The organism is Streptomyces sp. 11x1 (genome assembly GCF_032598905.1).
Classification (GTDB): Bacteria; Actinomycetota; Actinomycetes; order Streptomycetales; family Streptomycetaceae; genus Streptomyces.
The window spans coordinates 2,070,014-2,083,285 of sequence record NZ_CP122458.1; the positions used below are offsets into that span (position 1 = coordinate 2,070,014).

10 protein-coding genes are annotated in these 13,272 nt (G+C 70.7%); 6 read left to right on the forward strand and 4 right to left on the reverse strand.

Features of this window, described 5'->3' with window-relative positions; genetic code table 11:
- Positions 1-46: 46 nt before the first annotated feature.
- Positions 47-781 (reverse strand): SDR family oxidoreductase, encoded by a 735-nt coding sequence (locus P8T65_RS09235; RefSeq protein ID WP_184901018.1) that lies wholly within the window; start codon positions 779-781, stop codon positions 47-49.
- Between the two features lie 61 nt (positions 782-842).
- Positions 843-2,450, reverse strand: a complete 1,608-nt coding sequence (locus tag P8T65_RS09240; protein ID WP_316724930.1) for an FAD-binding protein — start codon at positions 2,448-2,450, stop codon at positions 843-845.
- A gap of 300 nt (positions 2,451-2,750) precedes the next feature.
- Here P8T65_RS09240 and P8T65_RS09245 point away from each other — a divergent pair, with 300 nt between their 5' ends.
- On the forward strand, positions 2,751-3,227 hold the full coding sequence (locus P8T65_RS09245) for an AtaL-like protein (protein ID WP_316724932.1): 477 nt from the start codon (positions 2,751-2,753) through the stop codon (positions 3,225-3,227).
- 28 nt (positions 3,228-3,255) lie between these two features.
- Here P8T65_RS09245 and P8T65_RS09250 read toward each other — a convergent pair whose 3' ends face one another.
- Positions 3,256-6,078, reverse strand: a complete 2,823-nt coding sequence (locus tag P8T65_RS09250; RefSeq protein WP_316724934.1) for an AAA family ATPase — start codon at positions 6,076-6,078, stop codon at positions 3,256-3,258.
- 447 nt (positions 6,079-6,525) lie between these two features.
- Here P8T65_RS09250 and P8T65_RS09255 point away from each other — a divergent pair, with 447 nt between their 5' ends.
- From P8T65_RS09255 to P8T65_RS09275, 5 genes are read left to right on the forward strand one after another with little or no spacing between them, the layout of a single operon-like run.
- The gene (locus tag P8T65_RS09255; protein ID WP_316724935.1) at positions 6,526-7,374 is read left to right on the forward strand and encodes a 2-amino-3,7-dideoxy-D-threo-hept-6-ulosonate synthase; all 849 of its coding nucleotides are present in this window, start codon (positions 6,526-6,528) and stop codon (positions 7,372-7,374) included.
- Between the two features lie 60 nt (positions 7,375-7,434).
- Positions 7,435-8,541 (forward strand): 3-amino-4-hydroxybenzoic acid synthase, encoded by a 1,107-nt coding sequence (gene griH, locus P8T65_RS09260; protein ID WP_316724937.1) that lies wholly within the window; start codon positions 7,435-7,437, stop codon positions 8,539-8,541.
- A gap of 8 nt (positions 8,542-8,549) precedes the next feature.
- On the forward strand, positions 8,550-9,326 hold the full coding sequence (locus P8T65_RS09265; RefSeq protein ID WP_316724939.1) for an amidohydrolase family protein: 777 nt from the start codon (positions 8,550-8,552) through the stop codon (positions 9,324-9,326).
- A gap of 5 nt (positions 9,327-9,331) precedes the next feature.
- Positions 9,332-10,636, forward strand: coding sequence for an AMP-binding protein (locus P8T65_RS09270; RefSeq protein WP_316724940.1), 1,305 nt, complete (start codon positions 9,332-9,334; stop codon positions 10,634-10,636).
- Between the two features lie 24 nt (positions 10,637-10,660).
- Positions 10,661-11,872, forward strand: a complete 1,212-nt coding sequence (locus P8T65_RS09275) for an FAD-dependent monooxygenase (RefSeq protein WP_316724942.1) — start codon at positions 10,661-10,663, stop codon at positions 11,870-11,872.
- 111 nt (positions 11,873-11,983) lie between these two features.
- Here the strand turns inward: P8T65_RS09275 and P8T65_RS09280 are convergent, their stop codons facing one another.
- Complete coding sequence (locus tag P8T65_RS09280; RefSeq protein WP_316724944.1) at positions 11,984-13,225, reverse strand: aspartate kinase; 1,242 nt, start codon at positions 13,223-13,225, stop codon at positions 11,984-11,986.
- Positions 13,226-13,272: the final 47 nt, after the last annotated feature.

A 13,272-nucleotide genomic window follows, 5' to 3' on the forward strand; every position in this document is an offset into this window, starting at 1 on the left:
CGTGAGAGGGTCCGGGACCGCGGCATTCGCGCGGTCGGTGCGGTGGTTACGCGAAACCACCGTTGGCGTGGATGGTCTGGCCGGTGAGCCAGCGCCCGTCCTCACCGGCGAGGAAGGCCACGACGTCGGCGATGTCGCCCGGCTGCCCGAGCTTGCGCAGCGGGGTCTGGGCGATCAGGGTGTCGAGGTTGGCCCGCGCCTCGGGAGCGAGCATGTCGGTGTCGGTCGGGCCCGGGGCCACGGCGTTGACGGTGATGCCGCGCTCGCCCAGCGCGTGGGCGAGGGACCGGGTGAGGACCTCGACACCCACCTTGGTGGCACCGTAGGCGCCGAGGAAGGCGATGGCGCCCGACGGCAGTCCGGCGGAGAGGTTGATGACCCGGCCGCCGTCCCTCAGGTGCTTGGTGGCCTGCTGGTGGGAGAGGAAGACGCTCTTGAGATTGGTCGCGACCAGCCGGTCGAAGTCCTCCTCACTGATGTACTCCACCGGTGCGGCGGCCACGGTCGCGGCGTTGTTGACGACGATGTCGACGCCACCGAACTCCTTGACCGCGGTGTCGTACAGAGCGGCCACGTCGGCGGAGACCGACACATCGGCCTGGACGGCGACGGCCTTGCCGCCGGCACCGGTGATGGCCTTCACCGTCTCCTGCGCCGCGTCGGCGTTGCTCTGGTAGTTGACGACGACGGCGGCACCCTCGCGGCCGAGGCGCTCGGCCGTCGCACGGCCGATGCCCCGCGACGCGCCGGTGACGATGGCGACCTTGCCGTTGAGACTCATCTCTGTTGACTCCTTGGTCAGAGCGGATGACAGGTGGTGACAGCGCTTCCGTGCGCCCGGTTCAGCCCGGCAGTGGTACGGACTGGGCGTGCCGGAAGACGTTCTTGGGGTCCCACTTGGCCTTGGCCTGCTGCAGCCGTGGGAAGTTGACGCCGTAGTACAGGTCGTGCCAGGGCACGCCCGACTTGTTCCACGCCGGGTCGGAGAGGTCTCCGTCGGCGTAGTTGACGAAGCAGCCGTCGGTGACGGTGTTCGACACGGGCACACCGCCGGTGCCGCCGTACACGTCCCGGTAGAACTCGCGGATCCAGGCCTCGTGCCAGGAGTCCTGCGCCGCGTCCCGCCAGAAGTTCACGTACATCAACTTCATGACGGAGTCGCGCTGGGACACCGCGGTCGCGGTCGGGGAGACGGAGTTGACCCTGCCGCCGTACGAACTGATCAGCACCAGGGCACCGGGGTACGGGTAGTCGGAGCGCGTCAGATGCCTGTGGAACGCCGCGACATGGGCGTCCGTGAAGGTCTTGCGCATGTAGGCGGACTTGCCCTTGAAGCGGTTGGTGGGGTCGCCGCCGCCGGTGAAGCCGGGCCACTCGACGCCGTGCAGCCATGGCAGGGTGCGGCGTTCGTCGACCTGGAAGGAGACACCCGTGCCCTGGTTCACGGCCGCGAGGAAGTCGTCGAGCAGGCGGTCCGCGCCGGAGACGGTCGCGTCGATCTCCGTGGTCAGGGAGAAGGATCCGGCGGCCTTGGGCGCGGGCTTCAGCTGGCTGAACAGCCCGGCGTAGGGAGAGGACGCGGAGCTGTTCCGCTCGCACCAGGTGCCGTAGTTCTTCAGGATCCGGCCGAACGACTGCTCGGTCAGGTCGGCCCAGGACCAGGAGACGGAGCTGACCAGCAGCGAGGCCGGAGGCTTGGGCAGCAGGTTCTCGGGCGCGGAGCCCGTGGCGTTCGGGGACCGGAACAGATAGCGCGTCACCACACCGAAGTTGCCGCCGCCGCCACCGGTGTGCGCCCACCACAGGTCCCGATGGGGGTCCGAGGCGTCCCTGGTGGCCGTGACCAGCCGGGCCTTGCCGCCGGAGTCCACCACGACCACCTCGACCCCGTACAGGTGGTCGACGATGAGCCCGTGCCGCCGGGAGAGCGCCCCGTAGCCGCCGCCTGCCACGTGGCCGCCCGCCCCGACCGAGGGGCAGGTACCGCCGGGCAGGACGATCCCCCATCCCTTGTACAGGGCCTTGTACATCTGCACCATCGTGGCGCCCGCCTCCACCGCGAACGCCTGGCGGGAGGAGTCGAAGTACACCTGGTTCATCTGCGACATGTCGATGACGACCTTGATGCCGTCGCTGACCCAGGGCTCGTAGCAGTGCCCGCCGCTGCGCACGGCGATCCGCTTGCCCGCGCCCACGGCCTCCTGGACGGCGCTCAGCACCTGGCCGGCCGAACTCACGACGCGGACGGAGTCGGGCTTGCCGACCCACCGCTGGTTGAACCCGCGGACCAGGTCCCCGTACTGCTGGTCCGCCGGTGTGACGGTGAAAGGACCGTAGGCGACCGCCTCCCGCGCCTCCGCGGTGGCCGCGAGGGCCGTCGGGGCACCGCCGACGACGGTCCCCGCCGCCGCGGAGGTCACCAGGAATCTTCGACGCGATATCCCACTCATGTACTGCTCCCCCATCGAATATCGGTCCCGCCTGCCCATGGACGGCTCGCGACCCGTGCTGCGACCGGCCCCTGCGGCGGGATCACCAGCCTGTCAACCACGCCTCGTCCGCCACATCGCGTCTTCACGTGATCCTCGGACGCTCCGGCAGGAGTACCGGCGGCCCGACGCCGGGAAAAGCTCACGAGAACCGGGGATGCTCTCGGGCGGCGAGCGGGGGGAGGCTGCTCGTCGGCGGGGCGGCCGTGGCAGTTGGCGTACGGCGTCCGCCAGTTGCCGGACCACAGGAGGCGAGCACGCATGACCGAGCTGAGCTGGACCCTTCCGGTCGTCGGAGAGGACGAGGGGGGAAGACGGCGGCTGGACCCCGAGGAGGTCTGGCAGGGCCTCCTGCGCAAGGCGGAGAATCCCGTTCCGTTCATCGCGGGCATCACCGGGTGCCAGGTGCTGGAGCGCCACGAGGACGGCCTGCTGCGGGAGATCACGGTGGCGGGCCGGGCCAAGGCCCGTGAGCGGGTCGTGTTCCACGATCGCCGGCTCATGGTCTTCCACCAGATCGACGACCCGTACCTGGCCGAGATCCACAACGAGATCGGGCGGGACGAGCAGGGGGCGACCACGCTCACGATCAGGGTGCTGCTCTCGGCGGAGGGGAAGGCCAAGGGTCAGAGGGACGGCTCCTTCGTGGAGTCGACCGCACGCTACTTCGGCGGGATCGTGCAGCCCATCGTCGACACCCTCGTTCGCTCGCGGAGCGAGTCCGGGCCCGGGGCGTGACCGCCGGGGACGGTCACGCCCCGGCGCGTCAGGCGGTGGTCCCCTCACCGCCTCCGTCGTGCAGCATCGCCTGCCGCGCCAGCTCCACCCGGCTGGAGACACCCAGCTTGGCGAAGGCGTGACGCAGATGCGTGTCGACCGTGTGCGGCGACAGGAACAGCCGCTCGGCGGCGGCCCGGTTGGTCAGCCCTTCGGCGACCAGGCGCACCACACGCAGTTCGGCGCCGGTGAGGCTGTCCCAGCCCGTCTGCGCCCGCTGCGCGGACTGCCACTTCTTGCGGCGTACGCCCAGGCCGCGCAGTGCCCGCTGGACCCGTGCCATGGACCGGGTCGCACCGCAGTCGGTGAACCGGCCGAGGGCCTCCTCCAGCAGGGCCACCGCGCGGCCCCGGCGCCCCGCCCGGGTCTCGGCGTGCGCGGCGTCCTCCAGAGCGATGGCCCGCGCCAGATGGCGCGGGCCGGCACGGTAGGCGTCCACCGCCGCGTGCAGCATCGCCACATCGTCGGCGAGGAGACCTTCGGCGTGGTGGGCGGCGGCAGCGAGCGAGAGGGTCTTCGGGGTGTCGTCGGCGAGTTTGCGGGCTGCGACCGCCGCGGCCCGGGCCTCCTCGGACGCCCCCGCGTCGAGCGCGAAGCGCACCAGGGCGGGCGCCGCCCACGCGACCTGGGTCAGCAGCAGCGGGCGCTCGTCGAGTCTTTCGTACACCCCCGACAGAGCCGTGACCGCGGCTTTGGGGTCCCCTTCGGCGTACGACAACTGGGCCTGCAGCCAGGCGATGTCCTCCGGCACGACCCCGTAACCGGACTCGGCCATACGGTGCGCCTCCGTGAACAGCTTGCGGGCCCGCACCAGTTCGTCCCGGTGTATCGCCACCTGACCGAGAATGGTGAGGAGGGACGGCACGATGGCCAGCGCGCTGAGCTGTTCGGCCACCGCCTTCCCGGCCAGGGCCTCGGCCTGGGCATCGCTCAACTGGCCTGCCATGAGTCGAAGTTCGGCTCGGCCGTAGTGCCACAGGGGAAGTGACCAGGCGGAGCCCAGCGCTCGGGTGTCGTTCTCCCCGAGTTCCAGGACGGCGTCGGCCTCGCCGAAGCGGTCGGCGGCGACCAGTGCCCGGCCCAGCCACAGCCGGGGATGCCGGTGCCGCGCGTCGCCGCCGGTGTCGTCGGCGAGCTGCACGGCGTCCGAGGCGAGCGAGACGGCCTCGTCGACCCGGCCCAGGATGCGCGCGGCGACACTGAGAGCCGCGCCCGCGTACACCACCGTGTCCGGCTCGCCGACCGCCATCGCCTCGATCGCGGAGGCCTCCGCGCCTCTCACGTCGTCGCCGTTGAGCAGGGCGTGCGACTGGACCGCGAGGAGTTGCCCCCGGACCGCGTCCGGGACGCCCGGCCGGGTCAGGGCCCGGCGGGTGTACTCGACCGCCATCGCGTCCTGGCCGGCGTGCTTCAGCGCCTCGGCCAGCCCGACGTACACCGAGGCCTCCTGTGCCCGGCTGATGTTGCGGTGCAGCGCCTCGGCACCCAGGTCACGGGCCTCGGTGATGCGGCCGGACGAAGCCAGCAGACTCACCGCCCGCGCGATGAGGCCGGGCGCCCCGGGGTCGTCGGCGGACAGCAGGCCGAGCGCCTCCAGAACCAGGTCGGCGGCCGTGCTGGGGGAGGTGGGGGCCACCTCGTCCGCTGCCGCGCAGAGCACGTCGATGGTGTGCGGGTTGTCGCGGCTGGCGCCGCGGATCAGGTGCAGCGCGGTCTCGGCGCGGGGGCTGCCCGCGGCCTCCAGGACCGTGGCGGCCTCCTGGTGCAGGATCCGCCGGACGGATCCGGTGAGGGAGTCGTAGACCGCCTCCCGGATGAGGTCGTGCCGGAAGGCGAGTGCCGTGCCGTCGTCGACCAGGACGTGCGCCTCCACCGCCTCCTCCACCCGGGGCAGCAGAGCGAAGCCGCGCTCGCCGAGCAGACCGGCCGCTTCGCTCGGCAGGAACGGGCGCCCGAACACCGAGCCCGCTTCCAGGAGCCGGCGTGTCGGGGCGGACAGGTGGCGCAGCTGGTAGTCCACCGCGCTCAGGAAGTCGTCGGGCAGGGCGTCGTTCCCGACGACCTCCACCATGCCGTCCACACGCAGCAGCCGGTCGTCGTCCTCCAGCGCGCTGAGCAACTGTTCGAGCAGGAAGGGGTTGCCGTCGCTGCGCGCGGCGAGAGCGGCCAGGTCGGGGCTCGGCGCCGCGCCGAGCACGTGCGAACAGAGCTGGACGATGGCATCGGGGTCGAGTCGTCCGAGGACGACATGTTCCGCACCGTCCTGGAGGAGCCGACCGACCACGTCGTATCTCGACTCCTGGGCCGACGGCGAGCGCCGTGCCAGCAGCCACTGCACCGAACAGGCGCGCAGCCTGGGCACCAGGATCTGCAGGGTGAACGCCGTGAGTTCGTCCATGGACTGGGCGTCGTCCAGGGCTATGACGAGCGGACGGGTGCGGGCATGCTCCTCGATGAGGTCGCCGAGCCGGCTGACCAGCCAGAAGCGGTCGGCCTCCTGGCTGCCCAGGCCGCGGAGCGCCGCCATGTCCGCCCGGTCCACGACCGGAGGCACGCTGTCCCGCAGCGCGGACAGCAACACCGCGAGCGGCGCCACCCGGTCGAGCTCGGTGGCACGGCCCAGGGCGAAGGTCATCCCCAGCCGCTCCGCCTCGCGGGCCGCTTCCTGCAGCAGTCGGCTCTTGCCGATGCCGGGCGGTCCCTCCACCACGAGGCACCGTCCGCTGCCCGACGCCGTGGCCCGCAACGCTTCGCGCAGTAAGCCCAGTTCGGTGTCCCGACCGACGGCTGGGCGCGCGTTCTTCACAACCATGCTCTGTCTCGTTCCCCCGTGGTGATCGACCGACGACGGGCCCTGTTCTCCCGGCCCGGCTCGTCGTCGGCACATGCTTTCGATGCCCACCGTAACCGCTGCCGAACATTCCGCGAGCTGGGATTTCTCGTGGTTCCCGGCTCGATCATGGCTGAAATTCTCGACCCCCGGTGGCACATATATGTGTATTGCATGTAGTGCTCCTGGTCCCTCCGCACGGTCGTACGGGTCACGCACACACCGGTCATCTCAGGACACTCGCACCGGGTGAGCCGTCCGGCCCGAATGTCGCGTGACACGCGGGGGCGGGATCACGTGAACGAGCGATGTCACGCCACCGCCGGTCGGCGAAGGATTCTCGTCATAAGGAACACGGCAAACCCGAGTGACGCGGACCCAGGAACTACGGGGGTTCCCTGCTCGACATCCGCAGGGAGGGGATGTGTGATGTTCACCAATCTTTCTTTCGGCCGCAGACTCCGGCTGAGGCGCCTGTACGGCGGCGACGGCGACCGACTGCTCGTCGTGCCGCTGGACCACCCCATCAGCGACGGGCCGATCATCACGCGTGACGGCGGACTCGACACCCTGGTCGGCCAGATCACCGACAACGGCGCCGACGCGGTGGTCCTGCACAAGGGCGGACTGCGTCATGTGCACCCGGCCCGGTTCTCGCGGACCTCGCTGATCGTCCATCTGAGCGCGAGCACGATCCACGCGCAGGACCCGGACGCCAAGTACCTCGTGAGCGGCGTCGACGAGGCCCTGAGGTACGGCGCCGACGGGGTCAGCGTCCACGTCAACCTCGGTTCGGCCGAGGAGCAGCAGCAGATCGCGGACCTCGGCCGGGTGTCGGACGTCTGCGACCGGTGGAACGTGCCGCTGCTGGCGATGATCTACCCGAGGGGGCCGAAGGTCACCGATCCACGGGACCCGGCCCTCGTGTCGCACGCCATCACCGTGGCCGCCGAACTCGGCGCCGACATCGTCAAGACGCCGTACGTGGGCTCACCGGACGAGATGGCGGACGTGGTCAAGGACGCCGCCATTCCGGTCATCGTGGCGGGCGGACCCCGCAAGACCACCGTGCCCGACGTGCTCGCCTATGTGGACGAGGCCCTGCGCGGTGGCGTCAGCGGCTTCGCGATGGGCCGCAACATCTTCCAGTCCGCCGATCCGGGCGCGATGACGCGGGAGATCGCGCAGCGCCTGCACCAGGTCCACGACCACTCCTTCGGCGACCGGCACTCCACGCAGGGCTCGCACCCGGGGCAGTTGCAGACCCTCGCCGGCTGAGCCACCGCACCGACATCTGTCACCCCTCCACCACCCCAAAACTCTACGGGAGTACGGAACATGAAGATCAGCTGGCTGGACGTGCGAGACCTCGGCGAGGCCAAGGAGGCGATCCTGCAGGAGGCGCTGCACCACCGCGTCGAGGGCATCGTCGCGGACGACACCAAGGATCTGGCGGACCTGCCTCCCACGGTCACCAGGATCCTCTTCCCGCACGGCAAGGACCTCCCCGACGACTTCGGCGACGCCACGGTGGTCGTGGTGGACCCCGCCCGGCACGGTGTGACCCCGGCCGAACTGGCCATCAAGCACCCCGGGGTGGAGTTCGGCCGTTTCGTGGAGATCATCGACGCGCCGACCCTGGAGGACGCCTGCGAGTCGGCGCGTACGGAGCGGTGGAGCCTGCTGCTCTTCCGTGACCCCACCAAGATCCCGCTGGAGATCGTCATCGCCGCGGCCGCCCGGGCGACCGGCAGCCTGGTCACCGTCGCACAGGACGTCGAGGAGGCGGAGATCATCTTCGGTGTCCTGGAGCACGGTTCGGACGGCGTGATGATGGCGCCGAAGGCGGTCGGGGAGGCGGCCAAGCTGAAGGCCGCTGCACAGGCCGACGTGCCCGACCTCGACCTGACGGAGCTGGAGGTGGTGGAGACCGCGCACATCGGCATGGGTGAGCGTGCCTGCGTGGACACCTGCACCTACTTCCGCGAGGACGAGGGCATCCTGGTCGGCTCGCACTCCAAGGGCATGATCCTGTGCGTCAGCGAGACGCATCCGCTGCCCTACATGCCGACGCGCCCGTTCCGCGTCAACGCGGGCGCCATCCACTCCTACACCCTGTCCAAGGACGAGCGCACCAGCTACCTCAGCGAACTCAAGGCGGGCAGCAAGGTGATGGCCGTCGACATCAAGGGCCGGACCCGGATGGTGACGGTCGGCCGGGTCAAGATCGAGTCCCGTCCGCTCATCTCCGTCGACGCGGTCGCGCCGAACGGCCGCCGGGTCAACCTCATCCTCCAGGACGACTGGCACGTGCGGGTGCTCGGCCCCGGCGGCGTCGTCCTCAACAGCACCGAACTCAAGCCCGGTGACAAGGTGCTGGGCTACCTGCCCACCGAGGACCGGCACGTCGGTTACCCGATCGACGAGTTCTGCCTCGAGAAGTGAGTCCTGTCATGTCGGTGGCGACGGACGGACGACCGGTGCTGGACTTCCACGTCCGGCTCGCGCCGGTGGCCGGGGCACCGGACCGTCTGCTCGCCACCATGGACGAGTGCGGCATAGGCCGCGCGGTGGTCTGTGCGGGCGGCACCATGCCGCTCGCACAGCTCTCCCGGTTCCTGGTGGAGGGCGGGCACATCGAGTCCGACGCGGACAACGAGGCGGTGCTGCGGGCCTGCGCCGCGTCCGGCGGCCGGCTCATCCCCTTCTACTTCGCCAACCCGCACCGGGACCCGGAGCACTACCGCCGGGCCGCGGCGCACTTCCGCGGCGTGGAGATCTCCCCGGCGGTGCACGGCGTCGCACTGGACGACCCGCGCACCGCCGGCCTCGTCGAGGTGGCTCGGGACGTCGGGCACAGCGTCTACACGGTCTGCCTGGAACGGCCGGGCAGCAGGGTCGCCGACCTCGTGTCGCTCGCCGCCCGCCACCCCGAGGTCACCTTCGTCCTCGGACACGCGGGCATCGGGAACATCGACCTGTACGCGGTCGAGTCCATCGCTCCGCTGCGCAACGTGCTGCTGGAGACATCGGGCGGCTACACCTGCGTGGCCCGCGCCGCGGTGGATCAACTGGGCGCGGACCGGGTGCTGTTCGGCTCCGAGGCCCCGCTGCAGCATCCGGAGGTGGAGCTGACCAAGCTCCGCCGTCTGGGGATCGGTGACGACGACTGGCAGAAGATCGCGTGGCGCAACGCGTGCCGTCTTCTCGGACTGGAGGGAACGGAGTGACGACGATGGACAAGCTGCCCCGCATCGGGGACTGGGCCACCTACGACGAACTCGCGGCGCGACAGCGGGCGGTGCTGCCCCATGTCCTGGCGCGGGCCGCCAAGTCGCCCTTCTACCGGTCCCGGCTGGGCCCGGACGGCATACCGGACGATCTCGCCGGTTTCCGCCGACTGCCCACCACCACCAAGACCGACCTGCGCGACAACTACCCGTTCGGCATGCTGGGCGTCGCCAACAGCGAACTGGCCACGTACCACGAGTCCAGCGGTTCCACCGGCCGGCCGACGCCCTCCTACTACACGGAGGACGACTGGGTCGATCTCGCCGAGCGTTTCGCCCGCAAGCGGGTCGCCATCGGCTCATCGGACACCCTGCTGGTGCGCACCCCCTACGCCATGCTCCTCACCGGGCATCTGGCGCACGCGGCGGGGCGGTCGCACGGTGCGACGGTGGTCCCGGGCGACAACCGTTCACTGGCCATGCCGTACTCACGGGTGGTCAGAGCGCTGCACGACCTCGGCGTCACGCTGACCTGGTCGATGCCCACGGAGTGCCTGCTGTGGGCCGCCGCGGCCAAGGCCGTGGGGCTCCGCCCCGACGAGGACTTCCCGGCACTGCGCGCGCTGTTCGTCGGCGGCGAGCCGCTCAGCCCGGCCCGGCGTGCCCGGATCAGCCGGGTGTGGGGTGTGCCGGTGGTGGAGGAGTACGGCTCCACCGAGACCGGAAGCCTGGCCGGGGAGTGTTCCGAGGGTCGGCTGCATCTGTGGGCCGACCGTGTCCTGTTCGAGGTACGGGACCCGGAGACCGGGGAGATCGGCACCGAAGGCACCGGGCAGCTCGTCGTGACACCGCTCCACCGGGAGGCCATGCCGCTGCTGCGCTACAACCTGGAGGATGCCGTCGAGGTGTCCTACGACCCGTGTCCCTGCGGCTGGGTGCTGCCCACCGTCACCGTCCTCGGGCGGGCCGTCTACGGACACCGGATCGGCGGGACCCTGGTCACCCAGCACTGGCTGGAGGACCTCGTGTACCGGCTCCCGGACGCCTACGGCGTGCTCTTCTGGCGGGCGCAGACAGCCTCCGACCACCTGCGGGTCGAGATCGAGGTCGAGGCCGCGCACGAGGCCGCGGCATGTGCCGAACTCGCGGCGACGGTAAGCCGGGAGCTGGGCGTCGAGTGCCGGGTCGAAGGGGTCGCGCCGGGCGGCCTGGTGCCGAGGGACGTGCTCACGGGCATGCCCGATGTCGTCAAGCCCCGAAGTCTGTTCGGTCCCGACGAGGACTGGAACAAGGCCGTCCTCTACTACTGAGACCGCTCGTCGAGAGTTGTGATCATGATTCAGAGTCGAAGAGACCCCACATGGAGTCACGGCGAGAGCCGCATCGCGATCGTGGGTGCCGGCATCGCCGGCCTCACCGTGGCCCTGGCCCTCGGGCGGGCCGGCATCCGCAGCGAGGTCTTCGAACAGACGAAGAACCTCCGCGAGGTGGGCGCCGGCGTGCAGATCGCGCCCAACGCCACCCGCCTGCTGCACCGTCTCGGTCTCGATCGACGGCTGAGCGCGACGGCGGTGCGCCCGTCCGCGGTGGAGATGCGCCGCTGGGACGACGGCCGGCTGCTCAGCCGCACCGAACTCGGAGACGCCTGCGAGGACCTGTACGGGGCGCCGTACTACACGGTGCACCGCGCCGACCTGCATCAGGCGCTGCTGTACGGCATCGACGACAACCTGCACATCGGCCGCCGATGCGTGGGCGTCGAGGAACTGCCGGAGGCGGTGCGGCTCCGTTTCGAGGACGGCTCGGTGCACGAGGCGGACGTGGTGATCGGCGCCGACGGCATCCACTCGGTGGTGCGTGACACCCTCGCCCTGGACGAGCCCAGGTTCTCCGGGCAGTCCATGTACCGAGGGTTGGTGCCGGGGCATCACCTGCCGTTCCTCGTGGAGGATCCGAAGGTACGGCTGTGGCTGGGGCCGGACCAGCACTGCGTGTGCTATCCGGTGAGCGCGGGGAAGTGGATCAGTGTCGGGGCCACGGCCCCGGCCGGGGACCGGTCGGTCGAGTCATGGACCGCCGAGGGCCGTGTCGAGGACCTCGTCCAGACGTACCAGGGCTGGGACGAGGAGGTGCTCACCGTCCTCAAGGCGCTGGGCAGGGTGGGTCGCTGGGCCCTGCACGACCGCGACCCGCTCCCGCGCTGGACCACCGGCAGGATCGCGGTGGTGGGGGACGCGGCGCATCCCATGCTTCCCTTCCAGGCCCAGGGTGCCAACCAGTCGATCGAGGACTCGGTCGTGCTCGCCGACTGCCTGCGCGGGGTCACGCGGGACGGCATCCCCGAGGCGCTCACCCGCTACGAGCGCGTGCGCCGACCGCGCACCGACCAGCTCCAGCGGATGTCCCGGGTGAACGCCCGTACCTTCCATCTCTCCGACGGACAGGGGCAGCGCGAGCGCGACCAGGTTCTGGCCGGCGCCCAGAACCTGCGCGCGCAGGAGTGGTTGTACGGCTATGACGCCGAGTCGGCACTCCTGACGGAGTGACGCGCAGGACGGACACGACGGCGCCACGGCCCGGAGGCCGTGGCGCCGTCGTGTCCGTCCTGCGCAAGTCCGGCGGACGTCCGCCGGACTTCCGTTCGCCACGCGTCGACGTCACCCGTCGGTGGCGGCCTCGGCGAGGCCGAACTCCGTGTGCAGGAGCTTCAGGGTCTCCACGTGGTCGTGGCGGGGAACGATCACCGAGACACGCAGCTGGGAACTGGAGACCCAGCTGGTGGCGATCCCCACCCCGGAGAGCACCATGGTCAGACGGGCCAGATACTCCGGACGGTTCAGCAGGCCCATCCCGATCAGCGACACCTTGGCGACATCCGTGTCCACCCGGACTCCGCCGCCCAAGGGGGCCACGGCCCTCTCCAGCGGCTCCCTGATCCGCTCGACATCGCTGTGCCGAATGGTGAAGCCCATCCGGAACTCCTCCTCCTGCGGACCGGACCGGGCGACGAGGTCGACCGGGACCGCGTTTCCAGCCAGGATGCCGAGGATCGTGGAGACGGGATCGCCCTTGCCCTTGCAGTGCACGAGAACGCGCGCCACGTCCGTGTCGGACGTGATGGCGCTGATCGCGCCTCCCGTCTCAAGCAGCCCGGTGTCCCCCTGACCCACCACGGTCCCCTCCCTCTCCACCAAAGAGCTTCTGACGTGCAACTCGACTCCCTTGGCCGCGGCCAGTTCCGCCGACCTGGAGTGCAGGACCTTCGCTCCCGAGAAGGCCATCTCGACCATGACGTCCGAGGCCACGTACGGGAGCCTGCGGGCCGACTCCACCAGACGGGGATCGGCCGTGTACACGCCGTCCACGTCCGTGTAGATCTCACAGCTGCCCGCGTCGAGGGCCGCCGCGAGGGCCACGGCCGTGGTGTCGGATCCACCGCGGCCCAGGGTGACCACGTCACCGACGTCGTTGATCCCCTGGAAGCCCCCGACGACGACCACGCGCTCCTCGTCCAGACAGCCCCGCAGCCGCCCGGTGTCGATGGTGTCGATCATGCCCTCACCGTGGCGGCCCACCGCCCGGATGCCCGCCTGCGGCCCGGTGAGGGAGACGGCCGGAACCCCCAGCCGCTCCAGCGCCAGGGCCAGCAACGCGGCCGAGGCGTACTCGCCCGTCGCCAGCAACTGGTCGGTCTCCCGGGGCGCACGCCGTGCGGCGTCCCGCCCTCCGACCTCGTCGACCAGGGCCAGGAGGTCGTCGGTGGTGTCTCCGCGGGCCGAGACGACGACCACGGTGCGCCGTCCGGCACGACGGGTCGTCGCCACCCGCTCGGAGATCCTGCGGAGTCTCTCCGCCCCGGCCAGCGAACTCCCTCCGTACTTCTGAACCAAGATGCCCACGGCTGGTTCCTCCCCCGTCACGGATCCGGCCGAGCGGTCGTGTGCGT

Coding starts and splice junctions, on each gene's coding strand:
- griH (WP_316724937.1), top strand. CDS start 7,435: ATGAAGATCAGCTGGCTGGACGTGCGAGACCTCGGCGAGGCCAAGGAG.
- P8T65_RS09255 (WP_316724935.1), top strand. CDS start 6,526: ATGTTCACCAATCTTTCTTTCGGCCGCAGACTCCGGCTGAGGCGCCTG.
- P8T65_RS09270 (WP_316724940.1), top strand. CDS start 9,332: ATGGACAAGCTGCCCCGCATCGGGGACTGGGCCACCTACGACGAACTC.
- P8T65_RS09240 (WP_316724930.1), bottom strand. CDS start 2,450: ATGAGTGGGATATCGCGTCGAAGATTCCTGGTGACCTCCGCGGCGGCG.
- P8T65_RS09250 (WP_316724934.1), bottom strand. CDS start 6,078: ATGGTTGTGAAGAACGCGCGCCCAGCCGTCGGTCGGGACACCGAACTG.
- P8T65_RS09275 (WP_316724942.1), top strand. CDS start 10,661: ATGATTCAGAGTCGAAGAGACCCCACATGGAGTCACGGCGAGAGCCGC.
- P8T65_RS09265 (WP_316724939.1), top strand. CDS start 8,550: ATGTCGGTGGCGACGGACGGACGACCGGTGCTGGACTTCCACGTCCGG.
- P8T65_RS09245 (WP_316724932.1), top strand. CDS start 2,751: ATGACCGAGCTGAGCTGGACCCTTCCGGTCGTCGGAGAGGACGAGGGG.
- P8T65_RS09235 (WP_184901018.1), bottom strand. CDS start 781: ATGAGTCTCAACGGCAAGGTCGCCATCGTCACCGGCGCGTCGCGGGGC.